This window comes from Paenibacillus sp. LHD-117 (assembly GCF_030929555.1).
Classification (GTDB): Bacteria; Bacillota; Bacilli; order Paenibacillales; family Paenibacillaceae; genus Pristimantibacillus.
The window spans coordinates 15098-31301 of the sequence record NZ_JAVFVT010000049.1 but is presented as its reverse complement, the minus strand read 5'-3'; the positions used below and the strand labels follow the sequence as shown (position 1 = coordinate 31301).

The 16204-nt window shown below is 52.6% G+C and carries 12 protein-coding genes and 1 pseudogene; 10 read left to right on the top strand and 3 right to left on the bottom strand.

Features of this window, described 5'->3' with window-relative positions; all coding sequences use genetic code 11:
* Positions 1-17 precede the first annotated feature (17 nt).
* Together RB620_RS27370 and RB620_RS27365 are read left to right on the top strand one after the other, a co-directional pair.
* A complete protein-coding gene (locus RB620_RS27370) occupies positions 18-176 on the top strand; it encodes a hypothetical protein (protein ID WP_308099972.1) in 159 nt (52 codons plus the stop codon).
* Positions 177-352: 176 nt separating this feature from the next.
* Positions 353-1527: pseudogene (locus tag RB620_RS27365) on the top strand (IS256 family transposase).
* 321 nt (positions 1528-1848) lie between these two features.
* Here the strand turns inward: RB620_RS27365 and RB620_RS27360 are convergent.
* The 3 genes from RB620_RS27360 to trxB all read right to left on the bottom strand — a co-directional run bounded on the left by RB620_RS27360 (position 1849) and on the right by trxB (position 6350).
* The gene (locus RB620_RS27360; protein ID WP_308099969.1) at positions 1849-3150 is read right to left on the bottom strand and encodes an MFS transporter; all 1302 of its coding nucleotides are present in this window, start codon (positions 3148-3150) and stop codon (positions 1849-1851) included.
* 82 nt (positions 3151-3232) lie between these two features.
* On the bottom strand, positions 3233-5176 hold the full coding sequence (locus RB620_RS27355; RefSeq protein ID WP_308099967.1) for a glycoside hydrolase family 13 protein: 1944 nt from the start codon (positions 5174-5176) through the stop codon (positions 3233-3235).
* Between the two features lie 232 nt (positions 5177-5408).
* Complete coding sequence (trxB, locus tag RB620_RS27350) at positions 5409-6350, bottom strand: thioredoxin-disulfide reductase (RefSeq protein WP_308099965.1); 942 nt, start codon at positions 6348-6350, stop codon at positions 5409-5411.
* A gap of 241 nt (positions 6351-6591) precedes the next feature.
* Here trxB and galU point away from each other — a divergent pair, with 241 nt between their 5' ends.
* From galU to RB620_RS27310, 8 genes are all read left to right on the top strand, one after another.
* Positions 6592-7470 carry a UTP--glucose-1-phosphate uridylyltransferase GalU gene (gene galU, locus RB620_RS27345; RefSeq protein WP_308099963.1) on the top strand — a complete coding sequence of 293 codons (879 nt, stop codon included), beginning with the start codon at positions 6592-6594 and terminating at the stop codon, positions 7468-7470.
* 164 nt (positions 7471-7634) lie between these two features.
* Positions 7635-8573 carry an ArsR/SmtB family transcription factor gene (locus RB620_RS27340; protein WP_308099961.1) on the top strand — a complete coding sequence of 313 codons (939 nt, stop codon included), beginning with the start codon at positions 7635-7637 and terminating at the stop codon, positions 8571-8573.
* Between the two features lie 295 nt (positions 8574-8868).
* Complete coding sequence (locus RB620_RS27335; protein WP_308099959.1) at positions 8869-10242, top strand: ABC transporter substrate-binding protein; 1374 nt, start codon at positions 8869-8871, stop codon at positions 10240-10242.
* A gap of 75 nt (positions 10243-10317) precedes the next feature.
* Complete coding sequence (locus tag RB620_RS27330; RefSeq protein ID WP_308099957.1) at positions 10318-11193, top strand: carbohydrate ABC transporter permease; 876 nt, start codon at positions 10318-10320, stop codon at positions 11191-11193.
* A gap of 12 nt (positions 11194-11205) precedes the next feature.
* Positions 11206-12072, top strand: coding sequence for a carbohydrate ABC transporter permease (locus RB620_RS27325; RefSeq protein WP_308099954.1), 867 nt, complete (start codon positions 11206-11208; stop codon positions 12070-12072).
* Positions 12073-12088: 16 nt separating this feature from the next.
* Entirely contained in the window at positions 12089-13048 is a 960-nt protein-coding gene (locus RB620_RS27320) for a glycoside hydrolase family 43 protein (RefSeq protein ID WP_308099952.1), read from the top strand.
* A 4-nt stretch (positions 13049-13052) separates the two neighbouring features.
* The gene (locus RB620_RS27315; RefSeq protein ID WP_308099950.1) at positions 13053-14114 is read left to right on the top strand and encodes a glycoside hydrolase family 43 protein; all 1062 of its coding nucleotides are present in this window, start codon (positions 13053-13055) and stop codon (positions 14112-14114) included.
* Positions 14115-14171: 57 nt separating this feature from the next.
* Positions 14172-16175: an AbfB domain-containing protein gene (locus RB620_RS27310; RefSeq protein ID WP_308099948.1), complete on the top strand. Its 2004-nt coding sequence runs from the start codon at positions 14172-14174 to the stop codon at positions 16173-16175.
* The last annotated feature ends 29 nt before the right edge of the window (positions 16176-16204 follow it).

Sequence of the window (16204 nt, the reverse complement as noted above, 5' to 3'; positions counted from 1 at the left end):
CAGGCGGCGAGCGCGGCATGCTCGATCGCCTGGCTTTTTGTTCTGCTCTGACCGAGGTCAGGCAGTGCGGCTGGGAACTGCCCTCCCCGGGCACGGCAATTCCTGTAGTTCATACCGCATTTTTTCTTCGAATGAAAGCCAACTTGCCGATTCCTGCAAATGTGCAGGATTTTTAGAGATATAGGAGCGGATTCGGGCTTTTTCTGAGGAAATTGCTGCACATTTTGCAGTAATTGACGTATTCCTGGATGGTGTAAAGTATTCTGTGTACCAAGTTTTGGAGTCTTCCCAAGACACAAAAAAGTAGGGTATTCTCGGGATTGCGAAGTCACCAAGAAAGGAACCCTACTCGATGAATACTATACCCGAAAATATGCTGCACAATCTATTTGAAAATGTTGTCACTGAATTTGTGAAGAACAATCTGGAGTCCATCATGCGTGCTGAAATTGAAGCATTCATGGACTCGACCGACTCCGGGAAGCGGAACAGTCGCAACGGCTATTATAAACGCAACCTCCACACGAAGTTTGGCGACATCCAAGATTTGACGGTACCGCGGGACCGTGCTGGTGAGTTTCAGACACAAGTGTTTGAACCATACCAGCGCCGTGACGGATGGCTAGAGGAAGCGGTTATCCAAATGTATAAAAGCGGTATGGGGACCCGTGATGTCGCACGCTTCATCGAGAGCATGTTTGGAAGCCACTACTCCCCGACGACCGTCAGCAACATCACAGCAACCGTCTTGGAAGACATTCAAGCTTGGCACGAAAGACCGCTTCAAAAACGCTATTCCGTCATCTATCTAGACGGTATGTACGTCAAGCTGAAGCGCAGCACGGTCAGCGGCGAAGTGATCTACTTTGCCTTAGGGATCGACGAAGACGGCCATCGTGAGATTCTTGGGTTCTACGTTGGTGGACATGAGAGTGCCAACGGCTGGCGTGACGTGCTGAAGGACCTTTACAACCGCGGAGCAAAAGAAGTTCTGCTTGGCGTCTTCGACGGCTTGTCAGGGCTGGATGAGGCCTTCAAAGAGACCTATCCGAAAGCAGACGTTCAGCACTGCGTGGTCCACAAAGTTCGGGCGACATTTCCGAAGATCCGCGTTCAGCACAAGACAGAGTTCATCGACGATTTAAAGACGATCTACAATGCGCTTGATCACGAGCTTGCACTGGCTGCTTTTGATAGCGTGAAAGCCAAGTGGGGCAAGCAATACCCGAAGGAGATTCAGTCTTGGGAGAATCAATTATCCACACTATTGACCTTTTACAAGTACCCGGCGATGATCAAGGCAGCTATCTACACCTCAAACCCAATCGAACGTATGAACAAAGATTTCGAAAGCGGCTCAAGCCGATGAACAGCCTCACGAACATGGATGCTGTAGAGAAAATCGTCTATCTGGACATCATTGCTTACAACGAACGGTATGGCAATCGCGTGGTAACGGGCTTCGGTAACGCTGAAGTGAAGAAAGAACTAACTGTAATGTTCGAGCAACGTTATCCGCAGTCATAAAACGCGGAATGGGAATGATACCCATAAATCCAAATCACCGGTGGGGGATGCCCCCTAGCAAAAGTCGTCAGAACATTCATACTACAATCCAACTTCCGATCTCGAAGGTAATATCCACCAGCTTACACATAATTCTTGACGCTACCTATTCCTGTTCTTCTAGCCCGTAAAATGCTGTACGTTATGCAATATTTTATTGGTGAGCGACGATAGGGAGGTTTGCAACAGGAGAGAGGTTTGCGGTTGCGAGAAGCAAAGAAGACCTACGCGGGAATGCGTAGGTCTTACGTTTTGCTCAAAAGTGTCGAAGGTGCCGATTCCCTAGGTTACCTCTCTCAGCTGCCTCATCGTCAGCAGCGCGACGATTCCGAGCGCGAGCATGGCGATGCCGCTGCCGAGCATGATCGGGCTTGGTCCATACTCATCCGATAACGCGGAGAACACGGCTAAGCCGACGGGAGGCGTCACACTCGTGACCGCGCCGAACAGGCCGAAGACGCGCCCCTGCATGTCGGATTCGACGCCGATTCGGAGCAGGATGAAGACAATCGTCGTACAGAAGGAGAACAGCAAGCCGACGATCAGGATAAGAGGCAGCGCGACGAGCGTCTCGCCCGCGAGGGCGATAGCCGCGAATAGCGGCCCCATGCCCGCCATGGCGCCCATCATCCATCGGCCTTTGCGCTTCAGCAGCCGATCGAATTTCAGCAGGAAAAGGGAGCCGATAATATACCCGAGCGGAATGCACGCCTCCAATAGACCGAACACGAGCGGAGAGGCCTTCCACACTTTTACGGCCATAACCTGCACGAGCATGAAGTTGGATAGAAAGAAGAACATCAAGAGCGGAAGCAGAATCAGAGCCGCTCGGGTAAGTGGGCTGCCCCAAACGAAACGAAGTCCCGCCGTGAAGTCTTCCTTGAACGAAAGCCGCTTGCGTTCCGTGCTTGCCGCCGATTCCGCATCCGCCGCATACGGGAACCGCCCTGCCGCGAACAGCAGCAGCCCCGATATGAGGAAGGCGAAGGCGTCGATGGCAATGGCGACCGTGCCCCCGAGGAGCGCTACGGCCATCCCGCCGAGCGCGAAACCGACGATACGGATCAAATTGTCGGACAACGTGAGCGCGCTGGATGCTTGCGTCACGCGCTCCTTGCCGACCACCTCGATCAGCGAAGCTTGGAAGGCGGGCGTGCGGAACACGCCGACGAAAGCCGTTAAGGCGGTCAACAGAATAATGGCCGCGAACGGTACGCCGGGTACGGCAATGCAGATCGCGATCAGGCCTACGGTAACGAACCGCAGCAGATCGGACATCCACATGAGCTTGCGTTTATCCGCGCGATCCGCGATCGTACCTGCGACCGAGCCGAACAACATGCCGGCAGCCAGATGGGTAATGAGGACGAGCGACATGAGCTTCGCGCTCCCGGTCGTCTGCAGCACCCATAAATTAAGCGCGATGCTGTGGAACGTATTGCCCATTAACGAAATACTGTAGCTGGCAAAATAAAGGCTGAATGCCCGGCTGCGCCAAATGGACGACTCCCGTCCGGCCGAAGCCGCATTCGCGGCGGAACGGGGGAGTCCCGTTGGCTCGGTCTCCCGGAATAATTCGCTCATGCCGACATCCTCCTCACCTGCGCAATTGATAAGTCAACTCGCTTCGGCAGTCTTTGCGGATCGGACAGATTCCAAACCCTCGTTAAACCTGCCTTAGCACTACGTATCCAAATCCGCCAAGCGCCAGGGGAAGAACGCCGTCCTTGCCGGTCGACAAGATGCTTCCGACCGGATAGGCATCCTCGCTGGAGAAGACGACTTTCCATTCTGTCGGTACGTTCAATGAATCGATGCCGGCGTTAGGCAATTCGCTGCTCAAGGAAACAACTTCTTCGGACGCCAACACTTCTTCTGGGTTTCCATCTACCGCTTCTGCATCAGACCCTGCAGCCTTGAATCCGCGGAACGGAATCGCGAAGACCGCTCTCGAGCCTGCCGCTGCATCGCGATGCGACGGCAAACACGCAATCTCTCCGTCTTCCTCGCTCGCATTCATCGCAATCAACAGACGCTGACCGTCCGAGCGGCGCTCGTATGCAAGCAGCCCATCCGCGTCGCCCGCATGCAGGAATGCGATATCGGAGCCGCGCATCGCTTCGAATTCATGACGCAATCCGATCGCGTCTTGATAGAAGCCGAACAACGCTGCGTCTTGCTCATGCGGCTCCCAGACCATACATTTGCGGCAATCTGGGTCGCCTTCGCCGTTCATGCCGACTTCGTCGCCGTAATAAATGCAAGGCGTGCCGGGATAGGTCATTTGGAAGAGCGCCGCCAGCTTCAGCCGGCCGACATGATCGCCGCATAGCGAGAGCAAACGCGGCGTATCGTGGCTATCGAGCAGGTTGAACGCGGATTCCGTCACTTGTTGCGGGTAAGCGGCAAGCTGGGCGCCGATCGCGCTCGCGAATGCGGAGGCCGATCCTTTCCCATAGGCGAAGAAGTCCAGCGCCGCGTTCGTGAACGGATAGTTCATGACGGCATCGAACTGGTCGCCTTGCAGCCACATCATGGAATCATGCCAAATCTCTCCGAGAATGTAGGCTTCCGGATTGACGCCTTTTACGACGGCGCGGAACTCGCGCCAGAATTGGTGATCGACTTCGTTCGCGACGTCCAGCCGCCAACCGTCAATGCCGATTTCCTCGAGCCAATAGCGCGCCACTTCGAACAAATATGCTTTGACCTCCGGATTCTCCGTATTCAACTTCGGCATAAGCGGCTCGAAAGCGAAAGTTTCGTACGTCGGAACGCCGTCGACGACTTGAAGCGGCCATTCCCTCACATGGAACCAATCGGCATACTTCGAGCTCTGGCCGTTCTCGCGCGCGTCCACGAACGGCTGGAAAGTGCGGCCGGAATGGTTGAAGACGGCGTCGAGCAGGACGCGGATGCCGCGCGAATGGCAGATGTCGACGAGCTCCTTCAGCTTCTCGTTCGAGCCGAATTGCGGGTCTACCTTCAGATAGTCTTGCGTGTCGTATTTATGATTGGTCGTCGCTTCGAACAGCGGGGTAAAATAAATTGCGTTCACGCCAAGCCGGGCCAGATGGTCCAGATGGTCGATGACGCCCTGCAGGTCGCCGCCGAAAAAGTTTGAAGGCGTCGGCTTGCCGCCCCAAGGTTCTACGCCTTCCGGGTTCAAGGACGGATCGCCGTTAGCGAAACGTTCCGGGAAGATTTGATAGAACACGGCGTCCTTCACCCAAGCCGGCGGCTCGAAGACGTCGACGGGATTCAGGAACGGGAAGTCGAAGAACGTAAGGCAGTGATCCGGAACCTTCTCCTCAAAGCCTTTCTCCGTCAGCAGCAATCGTTCGCCGCCGCTCGTAAGCAGGAAGGCGTACCGAAGTCTGCGGAAGGGAGGGACGACGAAGGTCTCCCAATAATCAAACCGCTCGTCGCTTGCGAACAGACGCATCGGAACGGTGTCTGCGGTCTGCTCCCACGCGTATTTGTCGCCGACGATCGCTTCTACGCGCTCGACGTCCCGGCGTCCCGTACGCACTCTCAAGTGAATGGTTTTGCCGTCATAGGCGTACGCCCAATTTTGTTTCGGTCTGTGATAGATCGCTTCTAATAACATTTTCCATCTCTCCTTCATAATGGATGTAAGTAACGAAAAAAAAGGTACAACCTCTGCTTTGATAGCCGAGGTTGTACCTTTTTCTTAAAAATGTTCGGCGCCGCTCTCGCGAAGCGTGGATCGAACATAAGAATGCGGTAGCAGTGCCTTTATATTTTGAACTCTCAACAAGGTTCATTATACATGATTTTTCCTAATTGCACTACAAAAATTTTTGCCTGCGTTCGGCAGGTTACGCATGGACGGCTTCGTGAGCCTGCGCCTCGAGATAACGTTCGCAGTCGAGTGCCGCCATGCATCCGCTGCCCGCGGCCGTGATGGCCTGGCGATACGTCGTGTCCTGCACGTCGCCGCAAGCGAATACGCCCGGAATATTCGTCTCCGACGTGCCCGGCTTCACGAGAATATAGCCTTGCGCGTCCGTCTCGATCTGGCCGCCCAGGAAGCCCGTGTTCGGCGTATGGCCGATCGCGACGAATACGCCGTCCGCTTCCAGCAGCTCTTCGGCGCCGGTCTCGTTGTTGCGTACGCGCAGCCCTTGCAGGCCGTTCTCGCCGGCAACGACTTCAAGCGGCGTGCGGTTCAGGCTCCACGCGACCTTCTCGTTCCCGCGGGCGCGGTCTTGCATGATCTTCGAAGCGCGAAGCTCCTCGCGACGGTTGACGACGCGAACTTCGGTCGCGAAGCGGGTAAGGAAGCTCGCTTCCTCCATCGCGGAGTCGCCGCCGCCGATGACGATGAGCTTTTTGCCGCGGAAGAAAAAGCCGTCGCATGTTGCGCAGGTGCTGACGCCGCGGCCGATGTTTTCTTGCTCGCCGGGAATGCCCAAATATTTGGCCGATGCACCCGTCGAGATGATGATCGATTCCGCCTGGAGCTGTCCGAGCCCTTCGACTTCAAGCGTATAGGGGCGTTTGCTGAAGTCGACGCTCTTCACGGAGCCGGTCTTGAACGTCGCGCCGAACTTCTGCGCTTGCTTGCGCATGTTGTCCATGAGCTCGCTTCCGAGGATGCCGTCGGGAAAACCCGGGAAATTCTCGACTTCGGTTGTCGTCGTCAATTGCCCGCCCGGCTGCCAGCCTTCGATGACGAGCGGCTCCATGTTGGCGCGAGCCAGGTAGATGGCAGATGTCAGTCCGGCAGGGCCGGTTCCGATAATAATAGTTTTGTGCATATCGATAATACCTCCATTATATTGTTCGTGCTTGGAAGAGTAACTCGTACATTAAAGTTATTACTAACTGTAACGAATGTCAATACAGTTCATGCAACCTTCATGTAACGCTCGGGCGAATGTAACGAAATTGCAAATCGGACTGCCCATATTGGCTTACGCCGCCAAAAAAAGGTATGATGGAGGCAAACAGGACGCTGCTGATCACGCATGCAGCGCGCGTCATCGAGAGGAGAGGCGTATGGGGAACATCATCCGGAAAGCCGTCATTCCCGCGGGCGGACTTGGCACCCGGTTCTTGCCGGCGACGAAAGCGCAGCCGAAGGAAATGCTGCCGCTCATCGATAAACCCGCGATTCAATATATCGTGGAAGAGGCGGTGCGGTCGGGCATCGAAAGCATCGTGATCGTCAGCGGCCGTCATAAGCGCGCGATCGAGGATCATTTCGACAAATCGTACGAGCTGGAGGCGGAGCTCGAAGCCCGCAACAACGAAACGATGTTGTCCGTCGTGAAGGAGATCTCGCAGCTGGCGGATATTTATTACGTCAGGCAGAAGGAGCCGCTCGGGCTCGGACACGCGGTGTTATGCGCCCGCAGATTCATCGCCGACGAACCGTTCGCGGTGCTGCTCGGCGACGACATTCTTACCTCGGAGCCGCCATGTCTGAGGCAAATGATCGATATTTACGAAGAAGAGCAGTCGTCCGTGGTCGCCGTGATGGAAGTGCCGTGGGACCAGACGCACAAATACGGCATCGTCGATATCGAACAAGGCAAGCGCGTATCGCGAGTCAGGGATATCATCGAGAAGCCGGCGCCCGGGCAAGCGCCGTCCAACTATGCGGTCGTAGGCCGCTACGTGCTGCATCCTTCGATCTTCGGCCTGCTGGAATCCGCGAAACCGGGAAAGGCGGGAGAGATCCAGCTGACGGACAGCCTGCAGGAGCTTAACCGACTCTCGTCGCTGACCGCTTTCCGGTTCGACGGCCGCAGGCACGACGTAGGGGACAAGCTGGGTTTCGTGCAAGCGACGATTGATTTCGCGCTGGAGCGCGAGGATTTGGCGGAGGATGTCAGAAGGTATATGCTGGAGCGGCTTGGCATCCATGCGAAATAAAGAAAGCGTAAGCCGCTTCGACTAAACGGAACCGCTCGGCCACTAGCCGGGCGGTTTTATTTACGCTTGATGGCAATTATAAGATGATCTATGTACAAAAAGAGGTAATTCATTTAGAATAAATAATAAGTAACATAATTTATATTATAATTGGAGAACTCTATATGCTGGAACTCTCTATCAATGAACCGGATCAACTAGTAAAGGTTGCGCATGCGCTGTCGTCCCACACTAGGCTGAAGATTATTAAACTGCTTTTGAATTATAACAACATGAATATTAATGAGATCGGCGAAAAGCTGGGAATACCTGTTTCTACGGCTGGCATCAATGTCAAGGTGCTGGAAGAGGCAGGGCTTATTCTGACCGAGATATTGCCGGCAAGCCGCGGCGCTATGAAAGTATGCAAAAGGAATTTCGACGACGTGAGATTGATTCTAAATCCGATTAAGGGGTACAAAAACAAGGATCAAGTCTACGAAATCGAAATGCCCATCGGCCATTTCGTCGATATTGACGTGCAGCCGACTTGCGGGATCGCGAATACCGAGTCGATGGTTATTCCCGAGGACGATCCGTTCAGCTTCTTTGTTCCCGAATGCAGGACGGCGGAAATCATCTGGCTGAGACAAGGGTGGATCGAATATCGGTTTCCTCGCTCGCTGCCGCGCGACATCGACTTGAAAGCAATCGAATTTTCATTGGAAATATGCTCTGAAGCGCCTAATTTTAATAACGACTGGCCATCGGATATCACGATTTGGATGAATAACGTCGAGATCGGAACATGGACCTCTCCAGGCGATTTCGGCGATCGCCGAGGCAAAAATAATCCGGAATGGTGGCATGACAGCAGCACGCAATACGGGTTGTTAAAAACGTTTCGTGTAGACAAGCACAAAAGTACGGTTGATAATTCTAAAATTTCCGACATTACCTTACAAGATCTGAACATGGATTCGCACTCCAATATCCGCTTTAAATTGGGTGTGAAACCGGACGCCGTCCATAAAGGGGGCCTCAATTTATTCGGCCGCGGGTTCGGAAACTATGATCAGGACATTATCATGAAGCTTCATTACGAGTCAAAAGAGGAACAATAAAACGAATGAAACAAATATGTTGTTCAAATAAGCGCTTTTGCGCTTATTTTTTTGTTATTAATAATAAAAATATTGTTTGAAAGCGTTGACAGGATATTATTTTGAACATATAATCTGTTTTGTAACGTGATGCGTGTACAAAAAGATGAGTGTTTTGGTTCAGAAGCGAAGGGGAAATAAAACATTCCAAACAAAATGGGGGGTGAAAAGCAACAAAGTTATTGGAATGGTCAAGCAATTATTAATTAAAACAAACAATCTGTTTCGAAAAATTAAAGTGAAGGAGATCAATCTTATGAATCAATGGAGAAAAAGAGTAGGGGCCGTTGCCGCGTTGATGGTATTGTTCGGCAGCACCGTTGGATGCGCAACTGGTAACGACGATAATAAGGCCTCGACTTCAAGTTCCGAACCAAGCGCAAGCGACAGTACGTCGGACGGGGGCACAACTCCTGAAGCCGCGCCCGTGAAAATTAAATTCGCAGGCTGGGGCGATCCGACGGAGAAGGAAGTATTCACGAAATTAATTAAAGACTTTGAAACAAAAAATCCAAACATCAAAGTTGAATACTTGCATATTCCGCAAGACTATGTAGGCAAGATGAATACGATTTTGGCCGGAGGCGATGCCCCGGACGTCTTTTATGTGCCTGATGGCGACTTCGGACGTTGGGTAAGCCAAGACCTATTGCTGCCAATCGAAGATTACGTAGATGCAAGCAATATCGATAAGGCCGATATGTGGGAGTCTTCATTGATTCGTTATCGTTACGACGGCGCCGTCATCGGGCAGGGACCGCTCTACGCATTGCCGAAGGATATCGGCCCGACAGTGCTGTATTACAACAAAGATCTGTTCAACAAAATGAATGTGCCTTTCCCAAGCGCCGATACGCCAATGACATTCGATCAGCTGCTGGAAACAGCGCAGAAGCTGACCGTAAAAAAAGGCGAAAAAGTCGAGCAATACGGAATGGGTCCGATTTGGTGGGAAGGATTCGTGCTTGGCAACGGCGGCAAGTTTTTGAGCGACGACCGGAAGGAATTTTTGCTGAACGGCAAGGAAGCTTCGGATGCTCTGCAATTTGCGGTTGACCTGGCGCACAAACATAAGGTCGTACCTGACAGCCGGGCGCTGAAAGCGATGAATGACGGTCAGATGTTCGAGACCGGCAAACTTGCGATGATGATTCAAGGGCGCTGGATGGTTCCGACTTACCGCAAGTTGAGTTTCGACTGGGATGTCGCACCTTTGCCTGCGAACGGACAATGGAGCGGCTGGAGCGGTTCTGTCGGAATCGGTATTTACAGCAAAACAAAACATGCGGAAGCGGCTTACGAGCTCGTGGAATATTTGGGCGGACCGGAAGGGCAGAAGGAACAGTCGCTTATGGGCTTCGCGATTCCGAGCTTCAAGTCGATGGCGAACTCCGATGTCTTCCTTCAACCCGGACAAAAGCCGGAGCATGCGGAAGTGTTCATTAAAGCGGCGGAAAATCAAATCCCGGGTCCTTGGACTAACTTGCCGAACGCCAAATGGTGGGATATGTTGAATCAAAATTTGGGTCCGATGTGGGAAGCCAAACGGCCGGCCGCCGAATTGTTAAACGAACTGAAGCCGAAGATCGATCAAGCGATCAAGGAAGGCAATCCGGCCATATTTAAATAGAACATAGCTTTGGAACGGGAGAGGGGCATACATAAAGCTCCTCCCTTGTTCCCGCAGTATTGGAGGAGGGTGGATGTGAGCAACAAACGGAAAATGTATGTGTGGGCGTATGCCTTCATCTCTGCCCCGATTTTGGGCTTTCTGCTTTTTTCTTTGATTCCGATCTGTTTTTCGGTATACGTCAGCTTTACCGAGTACAGCGGTTACCGCGCGCCGGAAATGACGGGGACCGACAATTACGGCCGACTGCTTTTCAATGACCCGCTATTTTGGAAAACTTTGCGCAATACCGTGTACTCTGCTCTTTCCATCCCGTTCGGGATGATACTGTCGCTTGCGATCGCAATCGCTTTGAATCAAAAAATAGTCGGCATCCGTTTCTTTCGAACGGCCTTTTTTATGCCGACGATCAGCTCTGTCGTTGCCATGACTTTGTTATGGAAATGGATCTTTAATGCGGATTACGGATTGTTGAACAACTTCCTCGGCTGGTTCGGCATCACAGGCCCCGCATGGCTTAGTAGCGAAAGCTGGGCAATGCCGGCCATGATTATTCAAGGCGTATGGGCAGGTCTCGGCTTTAACATGGTCTTGTATTTGGCGGCGCTTCAAGGAGTGCCGGGCAGTCTTTACGAAGCGGCGGAAATTGACGGAGCAAGCGGGTGGCAGCGGTTCCTGAAAATTACGATTCCGTGTATTTCGCCTACAACATTATTTATTCTGATCACTTCGATCATTAGCGCGATGCAGGACTTCCCGAGATTTCAAATTATGACCGAAGGCGGACCTAATTACTCGACAACTACGATTGTGTATTACTTGTTCCAGAACGCGTTCCGCTATATGGAAATGGGATATGCATCGGCTATGGCATGGGTGCTCGGCATTTTGCTTATGGCGATCACGCTTCTTAATTTCCGGTTGTCTCGTCGCTGGGTGCATTACGAATAGGAGGAAAAGCAAATGTCGAATACCGCGATTGGCGAGAGATATTCAAGGAAAAGAGCGAACAATCGGTTGCGGAAAGCTTCGGCTTACTTGTTTTTGATCTGCGGAGCCATAGTGATGGCCGTTCCATTCCTATGGATGTTATCCACCTCGTTAAAAGAAGAAGGTGCTGTTTTCGAACTGCCGCCGAAATGGATTCCCGCAAATTTTGAATGGAGCAATTATTTGTTTGTGTTAGGAGAAGCCAATCTCCTTCATGGTTTTATGAACACCATGATTATTATTGTCCCGACGACTTTTATCGGTTTGTTTACGAGCGCGCTCGCTGCATATGCATTCGCGCGCATTCATTTCCCGGCACGAAACGTACTGTTTGTCATGCTGCTTGCTACGATGATGATTCCGGGCGTCGTTACGATGATTCCTACTTTTATTTTGTACAAATCGATCGGATGGGTGGACAGCTGGCTTCCGCTTATGATTCCCGGGATGTTCGGAGCTGCTGCGGCGGTGTTTTTTCTAAGGCAGTTTTTTATGACCATTCCTTCGGAACTCGAAGACGCTGCGATGATGGATGGGCTGAATCCGATTCAAATTTTTATCAAAATTATTTTACCGCTATCGAAACCCGCTTTGGTCGCTCAAGGTATATTCGGTTTTTTGGGGGGGTACAACGACTTTCTCGGCCCGTTGATCTATATCAACAGTCCGAATAAATTTACCCTTCAGCTTGTACTCGCGTCCTTCCAAGGGTTCTACAATGCGCAGTGGACTTACATTATGGCGGGGTCGGTGCTTGCGTTGATTCCGACCGTATTATTGTTTTTCTTCGCGCAGCGCTATTTCGTTGAGGGCATCACATTGACAGGAATGAAAGGATAGTCAGGGGGAGAACAGATTGAGATTTACGACGAACAAGACTTTTCGCAATCCGATAATGGCCAGCGGTGCGGATCCGTGGATGTATCGGCATTCTGACGGTTGCTACTACTTTATGGTAACATGCGGTGATCGGCTGGATCTGCACAGATCCCCATCGATGAGCGGAGTTGCCCTTTCGCCCAAAACAACGATATGGCTTCCGCCTGAAGAAGGTCCGGGCAGCCGGGACTTGTGGGCGCCGGAGATTCACTTCATCCAAGGAAAGTGGTACGTCTACTTTACGGCAAGTGACGGGAGCGGAGATGCAGGCCGCAAAATTTATGTTTTGGAAAACGAAAGCGATGATCCAACGAAAGGGATATGGACGGAAAAAGGCGCCGTCAATGTTGCGTTGCCGGGTCTGGACGGGACGGTTCTGGAGCATGGCGGAAATCTGTATTTCATGTATGCAGGTTACGGGCATTTTCCCGATTACGGTTCTGCGATCTACGCTTCCTTGATGGAAAATCCATGGACGCTGACCGGGCCCGAAGTGTTGTTGACGAAACCGGAATACGAATGGGAGAAGCAAGGCGGAATGGCGATCAACGAAGGGCCGTGTTTCCTCGTAAGAAACGGCAAGGTTTTCCTTATATACTCCGCTAGCACGACTTGGTCGGACGATTATTCGTTAGGCATGCTCGTAGCCGACGAGGGGAGCGATCTTCTCGATCCGAAGTCTTGGACCAAAAGCGAACGTCCGGTATTCGCGAAGTGTACGGAAACCGGCATATACGCTCCTGGACACAATAGCTTTACGCAATCGCCCGACGGCCTCGAGGATTGGATCGTCTATCACGCGATTCCGAAATCGGAAGGCGGCATGGAATTGAGACAGCCCCGGATGCAAAAGTTCAGTTGGACGGCAGAAGGGTACCCTGATTTCGGCAAGCCGGTTCCCTCCGATACCGAGTGTCCCGTTCCGTCGGGAGAATGAGCGTATGCGGCGAATCAGAATGACGCTTGCGGCCCTGCTCCTCGTCATTGTCGTCATATCCCTGGCGGCGTGGAGATTTTATCTATATGAGGAGCAGCAGGGTGTCAAGACGGCGTATACCAATCCGGTGTTTGAACACGATGCGCCGGACCCGACAGTGATAAAGGCGGAGGACGGTTATTATTACGCCGTTACGACGCAAAGTCAGTATGAAGGATCTTTTATTCCGTTGCCGATCTTGCGCTCTAAGGATTTGGTCCATTGGGAGATGAAAGGATCGGTATTCACGGTAGAGCAGGTTCCCTCCTGGGCGACGTACGACTACATGTGGGCGCCTCATCTAACCTTCTACAATGACAAATATTATGTGTACTACTCGACCAAAGTGAATGACGGCGATCCGCTGAAAGGGATGGGGATTGGCGTCGCTGTCGCGGATCATCCGTTAGGTCCTTATAAGGACTACGGCGGGCCGGTCGTGTGGGGAACGGGATTCGAGAAGATCGATCCTTTCGTGCTGGATGACGGCGACGGGAAACGGTATTTATATTGGGGTTCGGATAAACAGCCGATTTACGTACAACAGCTCGCCGACGACGGATTTAGTGTGATCGGGGAGGAGAAAGCCGTCGTCTATTCGGGCGTGCAAAGCCGGGAAATGTATGACGCTCTGGTAGAAGGGCCATGGGTAGTGAAACGCGACGATTATTATTACATGTTCTATTCCGGCGATTATTGCTGTATGGACAATAGCGGCCAGACCGCACATTATGCGGTTATGGTCGCGCGCGCCCAATCCCCTGAAGGTCCGTTCGAGGCGTATCCGAACAACCCGATGCTGGAGAAAAACGAAAACTTTCTGGCTCCAGGCCATAACGCCGTTATTCAGGATGAAGCGGGAGTGGACTGGCTGCTTTACCATGCTTACAACTTAAAAGATGTTTCGACTTCCGGCCGCGTATTGATGCTCGACCGAATCGAGTGGAAAGACGGATGGCCGATTATTCACGATGGCAGCGGTCCGAGCTCGGCCATGCAGCAGGACGGGCCGGTAACAAACCATTAGGGAAAACGTATGCGAACGGAATGAACCATAATCATGAATGCCAAGGGAGGAATAGTCGTGAAAAAAAGGAATCGATTATTTGTACTATCGCTTGCGCTTCTATTACTGCTTCAAGTGTTCGTTATTGGCTCTGCGCATGCAGCTGCGACCGGCTCGGTCATTTACAGCAACGCATCGCAGCCGGAGCCATATTACGCGCGGGCGGTCAAGCTCGGCAACGGAAATATTCTGGCCACGTTCACCACGAAGTTTCCCGTCAACTCGGGATGGGCCGGGATGCAGCCATTCAACTTTTACCGCAGCACGGATAATGGCGCAACTTGGTCGTACCTTTCGCAGATCGATCCGAACAACTACGGCTTAAACCGCGATCAGCAGGCGATGACGACACTGTATGTATTGCCGCAGCAGCTCGGCAGCTATCCGGCGGGGACGCTTCTGTTCGCATCATCCGATTGGGGCGTCGGAGCGGCGTATACGATCCATATTTGGCGAAGCACGGACAACGGCGCAACATGGCAGCTGCATTCCAATCTGGCTGCTCAAGGCGGATACGGCACGCATCATACGTGGGAGCCGGAGTTCGCGGTCTCGAGCGACGGACGGTTAATCTGCTACTATTCGGACGAACGGCAGCTTGGCTACAATCAGGCGATCGCTCTGGAAACTTCGTCCGACGGCGGCTTGACGTGGGGCAATTACAGCCTCATCATCGGCGACAATACGAATTGGGGCGCACGCCCGGGCATGCCTCGAGTCGTGAAACATAAGAACGGTACTTATTATATGTTCTACGAGCATTTCGGGGCGGCTCCCGAAGGCGCCGTCCGGTTCAAGACGTCGTCCGACGGCATAAACTGGGGGACTCCATCCGCGCTTGGCACTCTTGTCGGCACCGGCATTTACCGCGCGTCGCAAGCTCCGGAGATCGCGTACATCGACGATGGAAGCGCGAACGGCCGGTTTTATGTGCGGGGCATGACCGACGTCGTACAGAATCAAAACCAAATGTTCACGAGCGCAGATAACGGCGCGACCTGGTCGCTGGTCGACGCTCCGCTGACGGTGGCCGGAAGCAATCAGAATACGCCCGCCGGCTGGAGCGGTACGCTCATCCCGCTTAACAATTCAATGCTGCTTGAAGTCAATACCGTCAAAGTCGGCAGCCGAAACGAAATTCGCGCAAACGTCGCTCAGATGAACGGCGATTCGGCGTTGGTGTCGGGCGCGACGTACAAATTCATCAACCAGAACAACGGGCTTGTCATCGATAACGCGGGCGGAGGTTCTCCAGTAGGAACGAGACTGATCCAGTGGAACGATCTCGGTTTGAACACGCAATGGTTCCGAGCGGACTATCGGAGCAACGGCTTTTTCCGTGTGATGAACTTGAACAACAATCTCGTCTGGGACGATCCGAACGGCGCGACGGCTCCCGGCACGACGATCAACCAATGGACGGATAACTTTCTCGATACGCAGCGCTGGAAATTTGCGTATTCGGGCGGCGGTTTCTACACCATCATGAACGAGCACAGCGGTTTGATGGTCGACAATGCCGGAGGAGGGGCGCCGGCGGGGACCCAACTGATCCAATGGACCGCGAACGGCCTCGATACGCAGCGGTGGAAAGCGGTACGCATCGACGTCGAAACTCCGATAAACCAGCTGGCAGCCTACAACTTCCCGGGCAGTTACATTCGTCATGAGAGCGGCAGAGGAAAAACGAACGGAAGTCAGTATATCGCGGACTCCCAATGGAAAATCGTTCCTGGTTTGGCCAATGCCACAGCAATCTCCATCGAATCCGTTAATTTCCCGGGACATTTTTTGAGACATAAGAATGGGGAAATATGGATGGAGGCGAATAACGGCACGACGTTGTTCAAGAACGACGCAACCTGGAGACTCCGCACGGGCTTCTCGCACGGTAACGCGGCGTCGTTCGAATCCTATAACTTCCCAGGACAGTATATCCGGCACATGAATGGTCTGTTGTATATTACTTCTATTAACAATGTATTAGATCAGCAGGACGCAACGTTTTTCTTGAAAACTTAAAGCAGCTGTAGTCAACACCCGTCTCATGA